This is a genomic window from Scytonema sp. HK-05 (assembly GCF_963872035.1).
Taxonomy (GTDB): domain Bacteria; phylum Cyanobacteriota; class Cyanobacteriia; order Cyanobacteriales; family Nostocaceae; genus Kalymmatonema.
On record NZ_CAWMYC010000177.1, the window covers coordinates 1 to 16,147 of the forward strand.

The 16,147-nt window shown below is 44.6% G+C and carries 9 protein-coding genes; 5 read left to right on the top strand and 4 right to left on the bottom strand.

Annotated elements, in window-relative coordinates; genetic code table 11:
• The first annotated feature begins 340 nt into the window (after nucleotides 1–340).
• The 3 genes from AACT52_RS40730 to AACT52_RS40740 all read left to right on the top strand — a co-directional run bounded on the left by AACT52_RS40730 (nucleotide 341) and on the right by AACT52_RS40740 (nucleotide 4,014).
• Entirely contained in the window at nucleotides 341–988 is a 648-nt protein-coding gene (locus AACT52_RS40730; protein ID WP_233154194.1) for a hypothetical protein, read from the top strand.
• Nucleotides 989–997: 9 nt separating this feature from the next.
• Entirely contained in the window at nucleotides 998–1,336 is a 339-nt protein-coding gene (locus tag AACT52_RS40735) for a hypothetical protein (protein ID WP_337251825.1), read from the top strand.
• 269 nt (nucleotides 1,337–1,605) lie between these two features.
• Nucleotides 1,606–4,014 carry an nSTAND1 domain-containing NTPase gene (locus AACT52_RS40740; protein WP_198941090.1) on the top strand — a complete coding sequence of 803 codons (2,409 nt, stop codon included), beginning with the start codon at nucleotides 1,606–1,608 and terminating at the stop codon, nucleotides 4,012–4,014.
• 295 nt (nucleotides 4,015–4,309) lie between these two features.
• Here the strand turns inward: AACT52_RS40740 and AACT52_RS40745 are convergent, their stop codons facing one another.
• Complete coding sequence (locus AACT52_RS40745) at nucleotides 4,310–5,461, bottom strand: alanine--glyoxylate aminotransferase family protein (protein ID WP_073635793.1); 1,152 nt, start codon at nucleotides 5,459–5,461, stop codon at nucleotides 4,310–4,312.
• A 580-nt stretch (nucleotides 5,462–6,041) separates the two neighbouring features.
• Here AACT52_RS40745 and AACT52_RS40750 point away from each other — a divergent pair.
• Nucleotides 6,042–8,954, top strand: coding sequence for a PAS domain S-box protein (locus AACT52_RS40750; protein ID WP_073635794.1), 2,913 nt, complete (start codon nucleotides 6,042–6,044; stop codon nucleotides 8,952–8,954).
• Between the two features lie 514 nt (nucleotides 8,955–9,468).
• The gene (locus AACT52_RS40755; RefSeq protein WP_073635808.1) at nucleotides 9,469–11,589 is read left to right on the top strand and encodes a sensor histidine kinase; all 2,121 of its coding nucleotides are present in this window, start codon (nucleotides 9,469–9,471) and stop codon (nucleotides 11,587–11,589) included.
• A gap of 318 nt (nucleotides 11,590–11,907) precedes the next feature.
• Here the strand turns inward: AACT52_RS40755 and AACT52_RS40760 are convergent, their stop codons facing one another.
• From AACT52_RS40760 to AACT52_RS40770, 3 genes are all read right to left on the bottom strand, one after another.
• A complete protein-coding gene (locus AACT52_RS40760; RefSeq protein ID WP_083630773.1) occupies nucleotides 11,908–13,188 on the bottom strand; it encodes a PA14 domain-containing protein in 1,281 nt (426 codons plus the stop codon).
• 53 nt (nucleotides 13,189–13,241) lie between these two features.
• Nucleotides 13,242–14,486, bottom strand: a complete 1,245-nt coding sequence (locus tag AACT52_RS40765; RefSeq protein WP_073635796.1) for a PA14 domain-containing protein — start codon at nucleotides 14,484–14,486, stop codon at nucleotides 13,242–13,244.
• Between the two features lie 125 nt (nucleotides 14,487–14,611).
• On the bottom strand, nucleotides 14,612–15,535 hold the full coding sequence (locus AACT52_RS40770; protein WP_073635797.1) for a PA14 domain-containing protein: 924 nt from the start codon (nucleotides 15,533–15,535) through the stop codon (nucleotides 14,612–14,614).
• Nucleotides 15,536–16,147: the final 612 nt, after the last annotated feature.

Here is a 16,147-nt window from a genome sequence, read left to right on the forward strand (position 1 = left end):
TATAGAGGAGAGTTTGGAATAGTAGATTCCGGTTTACTCCGATTTCTCGCTACACTGGCAAGAAATTGCTGATAAAAAAGAACCAGATACTGTAGAGACGCGCCATGGCGCGTCTCTACAAGGTTCAAACACAACTTTTGAAGAAACCTCACCCTTCATCACTGGTTTACCCATTACCCATCCTCGCCACTTTTTCGGACGACAAAAAGAACTCAAACGCCTTTTCGACTTACTTAAACGCCATCCTCTACAAAATGCCGCTATTATCGGTAAACGGCGCATTGGCAAAACCTCTCTGCTGCACTACCTAAAAAACATTACTACCACCCCACCAGAACAGTTGCGTCCTAGCCAAAAGTACGACTGGCTACCGCAACCAGAAAATTATCAGTGGATATTCGTAGATTTCCAAGACCGTCGCATGGCAAGCAGAGAAAGGCTACTGGGCTATATCCTTGAATGCTTGAATTTTAAAGTGCCAAATCCTTGTAACTTAGAGTACTTCATGGATGAAGTCAGCGATAATTTGCATTCTCCCACAGTCATCTTACTGGATGAAATTGGTGTTGGGTTGAAACGTTGTCCACAATTAGATGATGAGTTTTGGGAGTGTTTGCGCTCATTAGCGACTAACCATACAAGAGGAAATTTGGCTTTTATCTTAGCAACCCATGAATCACCGATTGAACTTGCTCGCAACACGGGGCATAGTTCACCCTTTTTCAATATTTTCGGCTATACCGCGACTTTGGGAGCGCTGACGGAGGCAGAAGCACGGGAATTGATAGCGAGTTCGCCTATTGCTTTCCCTGAGGAAGATGTAGAGTGGATTTTGCAACAAAGTCAACGCTTGCCACTTTTGTTGCAAATACTATCTAGAGAAAGATTATTTAGTCTAGAAGATGGAGAAACTGATGAGAATTGGCGCGAAGAAGGGTTGCAACAGATAGAGCCATTTGCTCATTTATTGGATATAGAAAAGGATTAGATAAATGGCATGACAATTAATTTTCCCCTAAAGCTGCATCATTTACCCAACAGTTTACCTTTAGAGGGTGCTGTTCGCATTGAGTTAGTAGAAGGAGTGCCGATATTTCACGCTTCTACCATAGTACAAGAGCGAATTGAAACATTAATAAATAAACAAAAAGATTCTGCTCTAACTTTTGAAGAAGAAAAAGAATTGAGTGTATATGAAGAATTAGACGATTATCTTAGTTTAGTTAACCGGACTATGAGAAATATTTTGCTAAATCCTATTGGCAAGAAGGTTTATCGCTATGATGACCCATTTGAATCGGCTGTGCCTATGGAAAATTGGGAAGTGCTGCAATGATTATATTGGAAACGCTCACACCCACCCGGAAATTAATTTCCGGGCTAATAGCTCAAGTCAGTTAAAACTGACTGAAACCATTGATAAATTAAGTTTTTCAGTCCTCTTGAGAGGACTTTCGCTATGAGCCTGGGAATTTATTCCTTGGCGGGTGTGGACTTAGACTGAGGAACCCGAAAAAAACCCAAACCCATATGCCCTGACCAGATGTTCCCGGCAACGCCTACACCGATTCACCCCAACAGCATCCCAACTGGATACTAGGTAGTTTGCAACTGCTGTTCTGGCTTTTATTTCGTCCCAGAGCGTGGCGTAACTACTTAAAGCGTATTGACTCCGTGCCAGACCGTAACTCTAATAGAACAACCTGCTTGCACTGGAGGAACCCGGCTCTGTGGCGATTCCTGCTACAGGGATACCTAGTCTTGCCTCTCCTAGTTCATTTAACGGTTGCCTTGGTTTTGTGGGTATTACATGGATCAGTAAAAGATATTTCGTTTTTCCTGGTGTTGAGCGTAGGATGGGGAGTTATGCTGGGCATGGTTTTGGGCATGACGTTTGGCGTGGCATTCGGCATGGTTTTGGGCATGACGTTTGGCGTGGCGTTCGGCGTGCTGTGGAACGTGGCGTTCGGCGTGCTGTGGAACGTGCCGTTCGGCGTGCTGTGGAACGTGCCGTTCGGTTTTGTGTGGGGCGCGGCATCGGGTGCGGCGTCGGGCTTGGTGTGGAGTGTGGTGTCGAGCGCGACACTGGGGAGTATGATGTTATGCATAACAGTGGGTGTGGTGGCAGGCGTAATGTCGGGCTTGGTATTCAGCGTAGCCTGGGGCGTGACGTCGGGCGTAGCGTTGGGTTTGGAGTGGAGCTTGGTGTTAGAGTTAGCGTGGCGTCAGGCGTGGGACTTACCATCGGGTATCGTATCAGGCGTGGCGTTGCTGATAGGGTCGGGCGTGGGAGCAACCATAAACTTGTGGCTGCCAGTAGTACTCTATCCATTCTTCCTCGTATGGAATAGCTTGATCTACATACTGGACAAAAGACATACAGGCACTAAACCCAGTCTTTTGCGTTTGCATTCTGCTTTTTGGGATGAGTTGCAGCGCCTGCCTCTAATTAGTCTGGACAAGCACGTTGTTCTAGTAGCAGAACGCAACCCAGTTGAAGGAATCGCCGCTATTAAATACTTAGTTGGGAGCCGCCATATCTGGGCAAAGAAGGCTGGACAGCAAGGTCTACAAGCTCTACAAATTGAACTGGATGCACGCAGGTTAGAACGCTGTACCAACTTGGATGCTATACGTAATGCTCACTATAAACAAGTAATTACTGAACTAGAAAGCCCAGCTAGCCCTCTGTTACATATTTTTAATCGCATCAGCGAGGACGTAAAGGCTGCTCTCAACCAAGAGAGTACTTACAACCAGCGCCTAGCCTTAAGCTCTGTCGTAGATCGTCTAGACGGTTTGTCACGGGAGTTAATCCGTAGTAAGGACAAATACGCCGTCCGGTTCTACAAGATCGCCCTATGTTGGCGTCAGGAAATAGCTAACGGTGTGCAGCAGTTGGCTAAAGTTGTCGAACTCCGCCAAGAAATTGACTCACCTTACATCATCGGCGTACCCCTCACCCAACAGCAAAAAATCTTCACTGGACGTAATGACATTGGTACACGCATTGAGGAATTACTCCTAGACCGACGCCGCCCACCTTTGCTACTCTACGGACAGCGACGCATGGGCAAAACTTCCCTCCTTTACAACTTAGGACGCCTGCTACCTAATTCCATTATCCCAATGTTTGTGGACTTGCAAGGCACACCTTCATCAGCAAATGATTATGCAGGTTTTCTCTACAATATCGCCAGAGACATGGCAAAATCAGCTAGACAGCAAAGTGCCTTAACCCTGCCATCTCTCACGCGCGAAGCGCTAGCGACTGATCCCTTCACTTGCTTTGACGAATGGCTAGACAAGGTGGAACAAGCACTCGAACAAAATACCGCCTTGCTTGCCCTAGACGAGTTCGAGGTACTTGACAGCGCCATAGCCAAAGGACGCTTTGATGAGCAAGATGTTTTAGGAATGCTGCGTAATTTAATCCAACATCGTCCCAAGTTTAAGGTATTAATTGCTGGCTCCCATACTATCGAAGAATATCAACGCTGGGCCAGTTACCTGATTAATGTGCAAGTGGTGCATATTTCGTACCTTAAAGAAGACGAAGCGCGGCAATTAATTGAGCGCCCTGTCAAAGATTTTACCCTCCGTTATGAACCAGACGCTGTTGAGCGAGTGCTGCAACTGACCCGCCGTCACCCTTTCCTGGTACAACTGCTGTGTGGTGAAATTGTCGCCCTGAAAAACGAGCAACACTTCTCTGTTCGCAGACTGGCTACTACAGCTAACGTGGAAGCAGCGGTGCCAGAGGCTTTGAGTAGTGGCAGTTTGTTCTTTGCAGATATTCAAAACAATCAAGTAGACGCTGCTGGGTTAGCTATCCTGCGCTTCTTGGCAGCACAAGGGGAAGGGGCAATAGTCAGTAGAAGTACTATGTTGCAACAACTGCCTGATGTATCGGAAAGCGCTTTTGAACTGCTGTTGCAACGCGAGTTGATTGAAGAGGTTGATGAGGGCTACCGATTTCAAGTGGAGTTAATTCGCCGCTGGTTTGCTCAGTAGATATTGTATCATATCATGTTCGGCTAATTAGTTATGATTTCCACGTTGACTGCACCCCACCCCTTTATCCCCTCCCCGCTAGCGGGGAGGGGACGTGAAGCGTAGCTTTACGGGGGTGGGGTTCTTAGGGGGATGATAAGTATTTAAGCAGACATGATATGTCCGGTAAATTAACCGAAATTCTCAAAAGAACCCCACCCCGATGAGTGCCTTACGCCAAAGCACCCCTCCTCGCTTGCGGGGAGGGGTTGGGGGTGGGGTGCTACGCGCCTTCGCTTTTTTACAATCTCACCGACTACCCCTTATGCAAAACCTGTTGCAGTGCTTCTAAAAGTCGGTCAACACTTTCTTTGCGACTGTTGAAGCCCATGAGTCCGATGCGCCAAACCTGACCTGCGAGTTCGCCAAGACCACCCCCAATTTCGATATCATGTTCATTAAGCAACTGGCGTGCAACTGCTTTACCATCTACGCCTTCTGGAATGCGGACTGTGGTAAGAGTTGGTAAGCGGAACTGTTTCTCGACGTGCAAAGACAGTCCCAAGTCCTCTAACCTCTGCCAAAGATACTCTACATTCTTTTGATGGCGTTGCCAGGAGTTTTCTATTCCCTCTTGGGCAAGCAAACGCAGTGCTTCCCGCAGTGCATAATACAGGTTAATGGGTGCTGTATGGTGATAGGTGCGTTCTTCGCCCCAATACTTGCTCAACAATGTCATGTCTAAATACCAGTTAGCCACTTTAGTTGAACGCCGCTGCAATTTCTCAACCGCACGAGAACCCAATGTCAATGGCGAAGCACCAGGAGGACAACCTAACCCTTTTTGGCTACAGCTATAAGCGACATCAACTCCCCACGCATCTAAAAGAAAGGGGGCTCCACCTAAACTCGTCACCGTATCTACCAACAGCAAAGTGCCGAATTCACGACACAAGTCACCGACTCCTTCCAACGGTTGACGTGCGCCTGTGGAGGTTTCTGCATGCACTAAAGCCAGGATAGCCGGACGATGTGTTTCTAGGGCTGTTCGCAGTTCATCCAGCGAAAAGACTTGTCCCCAAGGTTTTGTTATGGTTCGGACATCTGCACCATATCGAGAAGCCATATCAACAAGGCGATTGCCAAAGTATCCAGTGACACCAACCAAAACCACATCTCCTGGTTCTGTGACATTGGCGATCGCCCCTTCCATTGCTGCTGAACCTGTACCGCTGACTGCGATCGTCCACTGGTTTTTTGTCTGCCACACGTAGCGCAGCAGTGACTGAATCTCATCCATGATTGCTAGAAAAGCTGGGTCGAGATGCCCAACTGGGGGAGTATTCATCGCCTGTAGAACTGCGGGATGAGCATTCGAGGGTCCTGGTCCCAACAGCAGGCGAGATGGTACTGTAAGGGGCGAAAGTTGTAACTGCTCGTTGTTGTCGATAGAAAGTGTTTGCGTCATTATCTTTTTTACGGTAGATGATTATCAACGCATATATGATACGTCTTAATCGTGCAATCTCTTTCAAACTTCGACTAGCATATAGGAATCCTCCAAAGATTTTTGAAAAACTAGAACAGCCGAAACCGTGCCTGATAGAGGTTAGAGCATCAGTATACCTAGCAAGACTCAAGCCGGATTCCTATAGAGTCTCAAAGACTCATTCACAAAGTTCTGATACTCGTTCATTAACAAGATTCCCGACTTCGCCAAAGTTGTCGGGAATCTGAGCCAATGGATTTTCAGTGTACTGATAGAAATTGCCGCAACAATCGCAGATTTCATTTGTTTGCTTGACATAACATTTAAATTACGTTATTAGCTCCTAAAACTCAATTCGCTTGTTGTTTCTCAAATGATTCTTCTGTAAGTGGTTCATCCAATTGGGTGAATGCGAAATTGAGCTTGAGAATATAACCTGAAAGAAGAATCACTTTTATAAAAATTTGTTTGGTGGATATCTAAATACAGGAAAAACTGCCAAAAAGCGGAGAATTGTCTTTCCTGATACATCAATTAGTTGTAGATAAAAAGTTAGAGTGTGAATGAAACTGTGAAACTGCTGTATACACCCGATTCTCAACAAACAGCATTGCCGCTGCTGGAAAGAATTGCTGCCAATTTACCGGGGATGATTTTCCAGTTCCTGAAGCGGCAAGATGGATCTCAGTTTGTGATGTACGCCAGTTCTGGTAGTAGAGAACTATTTGAATTGGAACCAGAAGTGCTGCAAACCGACTTTCAAGCCTTGAACAAACTCATTCATCCGCAGGATGTTCAAGCTTTTGAAGAATCTATTGCCATCTCTTGTGCTACAGGAGAACCTTGGCACTGGGAAGGTCGCATTATCACAAACAGTGGTAAACTCAAGTGGATTCAAGGCACTTCTCGCTCAGATAAACAACCATCGGGAGACATGATCTGGGATGGTTTGCTCATAGATATTACAGATCGGAAGTTAGCACAGGAGAAATTGCAAGAAAGTGAGGCACGCTACAAGGCAATTTTGGATGCTATCCCTGATTTGATGTTTCGCATTAGTCGCGATGGCAAGTATCTCGACTTTAAAGGTGAGGGAGCAAATGTTACCATTCCCAGAAATGAAATTGTTGGGAAAAATTTGCAGGATTTATTACCTCCAGATGTTGCCTTAAAAAGCCAAAAGGCAATTGCGAAAACTTTGGATTCAAAAACTTTGCAAACTTGCGAATATCAACTGCCAACGCCTTTGGGAATGCGAGATTATGAGGCGCGGTTGGTTGTCAGTGGGCAAGATGAAGTTTTGGCAATTGTGCGCGATATCACAGAACGCAAACAAACGGAAGTCGCCTTGAGAAATTTGGCTCAAAAGTTTACCAAGGTTTTTCGTTCCAGTCCCAATCCTATATCCATCAGCACGCTAGCAGAAGGACGCTACATAGAAGTTAATGATAGTTTTGTGAAACAGGCGGGTTATGAACCACACGAAGCGATTGGTCGTACTGCTTTTGACTTAAATATTTGGGTGAACGAGAGCGATCGCACTACTGTGTTGCAAGAATTGCAAAAACACGGGGTGATTCGCAACATGGAATTTGAATTCCGCCGCAAGTCTGGTGAAATACGTACTGGGCTGTTTTCAGCGGAAGTCATTGATTTGGATGGGATTCCCTGCTTATTATCCGTGAATCACGATATCACCGAACGCAAAAAAGGAGAACTTGCCCTGCGCGAGTCCGAGGAAAAGTTTTCTAAAGCCTTTCGTTCCAGTCCTAACCCAATTACCATCCTCACTCTTAAGGATGGACGCTATGTTGAAGTCAACGATACTTTTCTGCAAATAACTGGCTTTCGTCGGGAAGAAGTCATTGGTCGTACTCGCAACGAGTTGAATCTGTGGGTTAACCCATCTGACAGCGCCAGAATACAACAAATGCTGGAAGAGCAGGGGTTTATCCGCAATTTAGAAATGGAACTTTACACAAAGCCTGGTCAGCCAAGGGTGGTGCTGTTTTCCGCCGAGGTAATTACCTTGGGCGGCGAGCCTTGTATGCTTTGTGTGACTAATGATATCACAGAACGCAAGCAAGCGGAAGAATTATTGCGTCTCTCCTCAAAACGCGATCGCCTCTTGGCTCAAACGCTATCACGAATTCGCTCCTCACTCAACCTAGACCAAATTTTGCAAACCACCGTCAACGAAGTCCGGCAATTTTTGGAAACGGATCGAGTTTTCGTGGCATTAAACCAGATTCATAACCCATCCGGAGTTCGTGCTGAATCAGTAAATCCCAAGTATCCATCAGTCCTCAATTGGAGAAATGAAGATAAAACTTTTTTGCAAGAACTCAAAACAGTCCTGAAAAGCAATCAGGTACGTATAGTTGAGGATACCACACAAATAGCAGCATCTCCCAAATTAAAAGCGGTCTATAAACAATTTCAAACCAGAGCAACCTTGGCTGTACCAATTATGCAAGGCGAGGAATTGTTTGGTGCGTTAGTTGCCAACCAATGCAGCGAACCGCGCCATTGGACGCCTATGGAAATAGATTTACTCCAGCAAATGTCGCAACAGGTGGCGATCGCCATTCAGCAAGGACAACTTTATCAAGAATTGGGGCAACTTAACACTAACTTAGAACGTCAAGTAGAAGAGCGTACTGCACAGCTGCAGCAGAAAATGCAGGAACTCCAAGAACTCAACAGAGTCAAAGATGTCGTTTTGCACACCGTTTCCCACGAACTGCGGACTTCTGTGATGGGGAACTTGATGGTGCTAAATAATTTGCTAAAAACTCAAGCAGCAGGAGATCACACAACATCCCCCTCTTCCTCATCTCCCTCACTCCCTCACTCCCTCACTCCCTCATCCCCCTCATCCCCCTCATCCTCCATCCCTGTACCTTACTCAATTATCAAGCGGATGATTCAAGGCAACGATCGCCAACTGGAGATGATTGAATCACTGCTGGAACTTCATTCTAGTGAAGCACAGGGAATTGTCCTGCATCGAGAGGTCGTTTCATTCAGCTCATTGGTTGGTACAATAATCAGAGATTTAGAGCCAATGCTGACACAACATCACTCAAGTGTGACAAATTTGGTTCCAGACGACTTACCATTAGTGATTGCCGATCCGGCGCATGTGCAGAAAGTTTTTGTCAATTTGTTGGCTCATAGCTGGCAACACAATCCACCAGGAGTCAAGTTTACCTTGAAAGCCACAGTGGAAACAGGAATGATTCGCTGTAGCATTCAAGATGACGGTGTAGGTATGAGCAAGTTGGAGTGCGATCGCCTCTTCGATTTGTATGTGCGCGAACCCCAAGCGCGTTGTTCAACAAGGATTGGCTTAAAAATGTATCTTTGTCGGCAAATTATTAGGGCACAAGGTGGTGAAATTGGTGTCACCTGCAACCGTAAGCGTGGGTTAACCTTCCACTTCACATTACCTCTGGCAAACCCATCCTAAGATGTTAATACGGACTGGCGTTCAATATCAATTGTTGAAGCGACAAGCAAGACTTGGGGGACAGTGTAAGATGTATGAACGCAACTTAAGTAGACAGGGAGAAATAAATCGACGTGTATAAAGATTTGTAAAAACGCCGCAAACCCTTACCAATGACTAATGACTAATGACAAAGATGTACAGTACAGACGCGCTGAATAAAAGCGTCTCTACAATGACTAATGACTAAGTATCTTATTTCGTTATTTAATTTGATGGGGTGATGAGGAAAAGTTAGGCGTTGCTGAATTTGATCATGAAATATGAGTGTAATATAATTGTAGCATAATCTTCAATTTCCAGCAAATCCCTGTAGAGAGGTTGCATGCAACGTATCTACATCAATGAGAATTTTGGAGAATTTTGAAATTCATATCTTGATTGAGCAACGCCAAAAGTTAAATACGAGGGTGCGATGGCAAAGACGAAGAACGCAAAAGCCTTGCTTGCTGTGGGAAGATTTGGTCAGAGGCTAATGGCGACCGTATTTAGAACAGTACAAAAGTGTTTGAAAAAAGCTTTTTCTGTCACCAGTTCTCACGGTGATGCCATTTCTGATTACGAAGCTTGGCGCGATCGCTTTTTATGGCAGAGATTGCATCTGGCATTGTGGATTGCGTTAATCTTGGTCTTGACGTTTAGCTTCCGGGACATTTACGATGCTTTATTCCACCTTAAGGAGTTGGCAGAAGTTCCTAGGGAGTTCAAACCCCTTATCTTTGTCGTGTATGGTGCGATAGTACTAAGTCTACTTAGCTGCATAGCCCTCCATAGAACTCAATTCGGTCGTCGTCATCCAGGGTTTGTGTTCCTTGGCTTATCCTGGTCGATAACTTTAGTTGAGCAAATTTGGGCGACACTCAACAATTTCGCCCTACCCGATATTTTGGCTTGGTTTCTGGTGTTCCTAAGTCAAGCTACACTCATGCCAGTTCGTTGGACACTACACCTTGTGTCTCAATTGGGTGTACTGATTTACTATTTCAGCGTGAATCCAGCACTGGGAATAAAGCTACCACCGCCGGATAGTGATAAGCCGATATATAGTGTAACATTGATTTTAGCTGTGTTTTGGTACTGTTTCATCTGTAACCTGGGCGTATATCTGTACGATCGCCTGCAACACTCTGAATTTTTCGCCCGCAGAGAACTGGAAACAGCGTACCAAAAACTAGGAGCTACGGAAGCCAAATACCGCAGTATTTTTGAAAACGCAATTGAAGGTATTTTCCAAAGCACGGCCGATGGACGATACATTACAGCAAATCCCGCTTTGGCACGTATTTATGGATACAGTTCTCCAGAAGAAGTGACGGCATTCACGGATATTGAACATCAACTCTATGTTGATCCTAATCGTCGCGCAGAGTTTATGCGCTTGATTGAAGAGTATGGCAGTGTAGATGAATTTGAATCCCAAATCTATCGCAAAGACGGCAGCATTGTCTGGATTTCCGAAAAAGCATATGCAGTCCGCGATGAAAACGGAAAACTTCTTTACTACGAAGGGCTGATTGAAGATATTACCAAGCGCAAGCAAGTAGAAGAAGCGCTACAAGAACAGTTAATTTTTCTACGAGTTTTAATTAATACTATACCAACTCCCGTTTATTATAAAAACGCCGAAGGCGTATACGAAGGCTGTAATAAGGCTTTTGAAGAAGACTTAGGTTTGAGTAAAGAGCAGATTCTCGGCAAGAGCGTGTATGATATTGCACCAAAAGATTTAGCAGACAAATACCATCAAGCGGACATAGAGTTATTTAAGCAACGGGGAATTCAAAGTTATGAAGGTCCTGTTATTTATAAGGATGGCAGTAAGCATGATGTGATATTTTACAAAGCAACATTTTCCAAGGCAGATGGAACGCTTGGCGGTATGGTGGGAGTGATTTTGGACATCAGCCAGCGTAAACGCACAGAAGAAGCACTACGAGTATTTTTCCACGCGGTTTCCCATGACTTACGCAACCCAGTACTGGGAACTTTGATGGTTCTAAAGAATTTGCTTTCTCGTTCAGAGGAAAAAATCTTGCTTCCTCGGTCGATTTTAGAACGGATGGTGCAAAGTAGCGATCGCCAACTCAACTTAATTAACTCATTGATGGAAGCGCATGTCAGCGAAGTGCAAGGTGTTGTTTTGCAACGCCAAACCGTGCAGTTGCACACGGTGGTAGAAGCAGCCATTGCAGACTTAGAACCAATGCTGAGAGAAAATCAAGTTCTCCTGACAAATTTAGTTGCAGCAGATTTACCAAAAGTCAATGTCGATTCCACACAACTGTGGCGAGTGTATTCTAACTTAATTGTCAATGCTGTCAAACATAATCCCCCAGGATTAAGCATCACCTTGGATGCTACTGTTGAAGGTGATAAGATGTGTTGCACTGTTTCTGATAATGGTGTGGGCATGAGTCAGCAACAGAGTGAGCATCTGTTTGACCTTTACTTTCGCGGTGGCAATGTCCGCAATTCTTTGAGCTTAGGATTAGGGTTGTATCTGTGTCGGCAAATTATTACAGCACACGGTGGTGAAATTGGTGTGAAAAGCGCCCAGGGAGAGGGGGCAAGATTTTGGTTTACTTTGCCGCTATAATAGGATAACCTTAGCGTTCGCCCCATCTAAAGTTTAAAAATTCACTGTTATTTTTCTTTTGCCAGAGTGATATAAGAGCGTTAGGGGCTACCAAATAATAAATTGTCCAAAAAAAGTCAAGAGACAATGTTTGATTAAGAATGGTAATAATTATGAAAAGAAGAGGAAGCGGTTGCCGACAGCAACCGCTTCCTCTTAAAAAATATGTATTCCAAATGTCTTCACAGAAGCTGACTTCGGGTGCATTAAGAACAAATAGTTCCCTGCAAGCAAAGAGAAGTCAGCGTGGCTTCAACCGTTGCAATTCAAATAAGCCAACTACTTGATGAAGGTCAGCTCAAACTGGGCTTTTGGTTCATTGGCGTACTCAGACTCACGGATTCTTGCCAGTACAGCATCAGTGTACTCATCAGTACGCTGAGTACGGGCGAGGTATTGCTCATTAATAACAGATTTTAAGGCAATTTTACTACCATTTAAGGCAATCTTGCTACCATCTAAGATGATCACCTCAAACTGAGCGGCTTCTGATGCTGTTGACAAACTAGCTACGGCAGAACGGTAGGGAGGAGTACCCGATGTCTGTTCGTTATAAGCTACGAACTGACCGTTATTAGCCTTGAGGGCAATCTTATTACCGTCTAACTTAACCACTTCAAAATGAGTCGTTGGGTCGCTCTTGAAGTTGGTAGCTGCTACGCTGGCAACCACAGCTTGTTTACGAGCATCTGTACGAGCGAGGTACACACCATTATCCGCTTTTAAGGCAATAATTCGACCAGTTTGTAAACCTTGCTCTTGCGGCTGACTGCTTGGCTCTGGATACAGGGTACGACCCAGTTTTTTTTCTGGATCTAATTGCTCACTATTGGTAATCCATTTACCACAGGAGAAAAGCCACTCCTGACCCGTTTCTTCATCCTTGACAATCACTTTTTCCAAGAACCAGGCAGGGGCATCATTTCTATTGTCATGACGGACATGGACACTTTCGAGATTACCCAAGTCTGTATATTCGATGTCAAAGTAGCGGGTTGAGCCAAGCGGGAAACTCCCGATCAGATGATTTTCTGCGCTGACACCTAGTGTGCCATCAAGAGTAAGATAGACGTTAGCGTTAGTTTCTGAATGTTGCTTATCCCCTGTAACAACAGTTACCTTGTAATTTTTGATAGGGAACAGTGCATGAGTGGGGATGATTTCTTGTTCTTTACCAGGATAAGACCAAGACAATTTGATCTCAGCAGGCCCACCCTGATTGTAGTACTCCAGAGTAATAGGATACTTGCGCCCTTTTCTCAAGGTGATGACATCGCTTTTGTCTTTTGTAGAGGAGTGTGCTGTCCAATTTTCAATGAGCAATTGGTTATTAACAAACAAGCGAACACCATCATCAGAAGAGGTGTAAAAGGTGTAGTCTCCACTCACAGGAGGAATAAGCAGACCTTTCCAGCGTGCAGAAAAGGCATTATCTACACTCGGTGCGGGTTTATCTGTTCCAGTCCAAGTAAAATCAATTTTCGGGTCAATGCGGACATGAGCCGACGGATCTAGTAACGTATTGTTGTTGAAATAGTAACCTTTTAAACCAGACATCATGGTCTCCTTTGCTTCAAGTCAAGTACAGTTATGTTTTGAGAGTGAGCGGTCAACTACTTAATCACGGTCACTTCAAACTGGGCTTTTGGGTCATCCGCATAGCTAGACTCCCGGACTCTAGCTACTACAACATCATTAAACTCATCAAGACGTTGAGTTCGTGCCAGATAAAGCTCGTTAACGGCTTTTAAGGCAATCTTGTTACCATCTAGAACGATCGCCTCAAACTGAGCTGCTTGTGTTACTGTCGAAGCTTTGGCTACAGCAGAACGGTAGGGAGGAGTACCTGCTTGATCTTCTTGATAAGCTACGAACAGACCATTATCAGCCTTGAGAGCGACTTTATTACCGTCTAACTTGACTACTTCAAAATGAGTAGATGGGTCGTTTATCAGGTTGGCTGCTGCTACTCTGGCAACCACAGCTTGTTTAAGAGAATTGGTGCGAGCGAGGTACACACCATTATCGGCTTTTAAGCCAATAGTCTGACCGTTACGTAGACCTTTCGGTTCACTGCTGTCCCCTGGACGCAGAGTACGACCCAGTTTTTTCTCTGGATCTATTTGCTCACTATTGGCAAGCCATTTGCCACAAGAGAAGACCCACTCCTGACCCGTCTCTTCATCCTTGACAATCACTTTATCCAGGAGCCAAGCAGGCGCATCATTTGAATTGTCGTGTCGGATGTGGACACTTTCAAGATTGCCTAAGTCTATAGAGTCAATGTCAAAGTCGCGGGTTGAGCCAATGGGAAAACTACCTTCAAGATAGTTTTCTGCACTAACCCCTAGAGTGCCATTAAGAGTGAGGTAGACGTTAGCGTTGGTTTCTGCATTTTGCTTATCCCCTGTAACGACAGTTACCTTGTAATTTTTGGTAGCAGTAAATACGTCTGAAGGGATAAGGTCTTCATCTTGACCAGGATATGACCAGAATAAATCGATGACAGCACGTCCCGTTTCGTCATAAAACTCAAGAGTAATCGGATACTTGGCTCCTTCAAACAACATGACGGGTTTGCTTACGTCTTGTGTAGGAGAGTGGGGAGTCCAATTATCGATAATTAATTGGTCATCAACCCACAATCGCACACCATCATCTGAATAGGTGGAAAAAGTGTACTCTCCATCTACGGGAGGATTTAGCAGACCTTTCCAGCGTACAGAAAACCCATCTGGATTAACAGTAGGAGCGGGTTCTTTTAGCCAACTAAATCCGATTTGCGGATCAGTGCGCAGATGGGCGGAAGGTTTTTGTAACGTGGTGTTGTTGAAATAGTAGCCTTTTAAACCAGACATAAGAGTTTCCTTTGCCTCAACTAAAGTCGTGTTTTGACAGTGCTTGATACCAATGAGTATCTATAGCCTCTGACATCCCTGCAACGTTGATGTCATTCAATGGTGGACAGCAATGAATCCAACTATCATCGCCAAGTAAATTGAGCTGTGGGGTCTGATGCAACCTGACTTTCTGGCACTTTCGCCACAAGATTTAGTCCGACGCGAGCTAAATACAGACCGTTATGCGCTTTAATAATCAGCTTGCCGTTGTTCAACGTAAACAGTTCAAAGTGACCAGTAGGGCCGAATGACCACTGTCTGGTTGTTAAATTAAAGTACCCTCTTGTACCCCAGACATAGTTGTTACCAAGTACATTCATGAAAACTCCAGGGAACAAATGACAGATATTCAGCAATACCTTGTTACCACCTGCCGACTGTATATGGATTCTGCGGTATAAGGGTAAAAAACAAGGTATGAATGTAATCACAGGTGCTGAACCGAAAAAAGCTTTACAATACACATTCAACCTGTTATCTCCATACAACAACAGGCTTCGACCTGCTAAATTTATAGGTTTACCAGGGCCTGATGAAGCAGGAGGAGGAGTAGGTGGGGTAGGAGGTATAGGGGGCGTTGGTTTAAACGCACTGTATGGAACAATATCTTGATCCATACCATCGGTATACCAGGATAAAGAAATTCTCGCCCTTCCACTCTTGTCGAAAAATTCCAGCTTGAAGGCATAATCCTTACCAGCTTCAAATTTGGTTGGAAGAGAGGTTACCATCTCAAGGCGACCATCCCAGTTATCGAGGATCAGTTTATCGTCAATCCACATACGGACACCATCATCACTTTGAGTGGTATCAGTCATAAACTTATACTCGCCAGCTTTTGGAAAGTTGATTGAACCAGTCCAGCGTCCAGAAAAGGCATCTGAGTTTACACCGCTACCAGGAGATCCGCTCTTCCAATTAAAATCAATTGCTTGGTCAACACGACTCAGTACTGGAGTCCCACTTAAGCTAACGTTATTGTAGAATGAAGCTTCTAAACCAGACATGGTGGTTTTTTCTCCTTAATTACCATTGTTTCAATTGTTGTCTGTCAGCTGTTACAAAAAGTTGACAAGCTTAATCCACTCCAGATAGCAGTATCTGAGAGGGAAAAGCAGATATGGAGTAGAGCCAAGAAAAATTCGCTATTCGCTTTGGTATCTATTCTCTGATTTTTGTAATGAGAATGCAAGGACAGTTAAGACAGTTAAGAAATTCATTGAAACGAATATATAGACAGTTAAGACAGTTAAGACAGTTAAGACTTCCTAGGCGATAAGCCAATACGCTTGGTGGTAAGATTACAACCCTTATCAGGACCACAATGTAGAGACGCGCCACCTCTCGTCTCTACAGAGAACGCGAATCCCACCAAAAATCCTTAACAGCAACCGTATTGGGCGATAAGCCAGTTAAACAGACAGTTAAATAACTAATTGAAAAGATGAAAAATCTGGGTAGCAATTTCTTTGTGACACCCAAGGGCATGAATTGTAACGATACATCCACTTGTCTAGGAAAAATGAAGCGGAGGAGCTTACGCGCTTCGCGTAGCGTGCTTGTAGGGCTTATGATTTAGGATTGCTATAATCTTGCAAAGACTCTGGCTATGGTCTCAT

What these genes read in the sequence shown, in the direction of transcription:
- AACT52_RS40735 (WP_337251825.1), top strand. Translation starts at nt 998, where the DNA reads ATGACAATTAATTTTCCCCTAAAGCTGCATCATTTACCCAACAGTTTA.
- AACT52_RS40745 (WP_073635793.1), bottom strand. Translation starts at nt 5,461, where the DNA reads ATGACGCAAACACTTTCTATCGACAACAACGAGCAGTTACAACTTTCG.
- AACT52_RS40755 (WP_073635808.1), top strand. Translation starts at nt 9,469, where the DNA reads ATGGCGACCGTATTTAGAACAGTACAAAAGTGTTTGAAAAAAGCTTTT.
- AACT52_RS40760 (WP_083630773.1), bottom strand. Translation starts at nt 13,188, where the DNA reads ATGATGTCTGGTTTAAAAGGTTACTATTTCAACAACAATACGTTACTA.
- AACT52_RS40765 (WP_073635796.1), bottom strand. Translation starts at nt 14,486, where the DNA reads ATGTCTGGTTTAAAAGGCTACTATTTCAACAACACCACGTTACAAAAA.
- AACT52_RS40770 (WP_073635797.1), bottom strand. Translation starts at nt 15,535, where the DNA reads ATGTCTGGTTTAGAAGCTTCATTCTACAATAACGTTAGCTTAAGTGGG.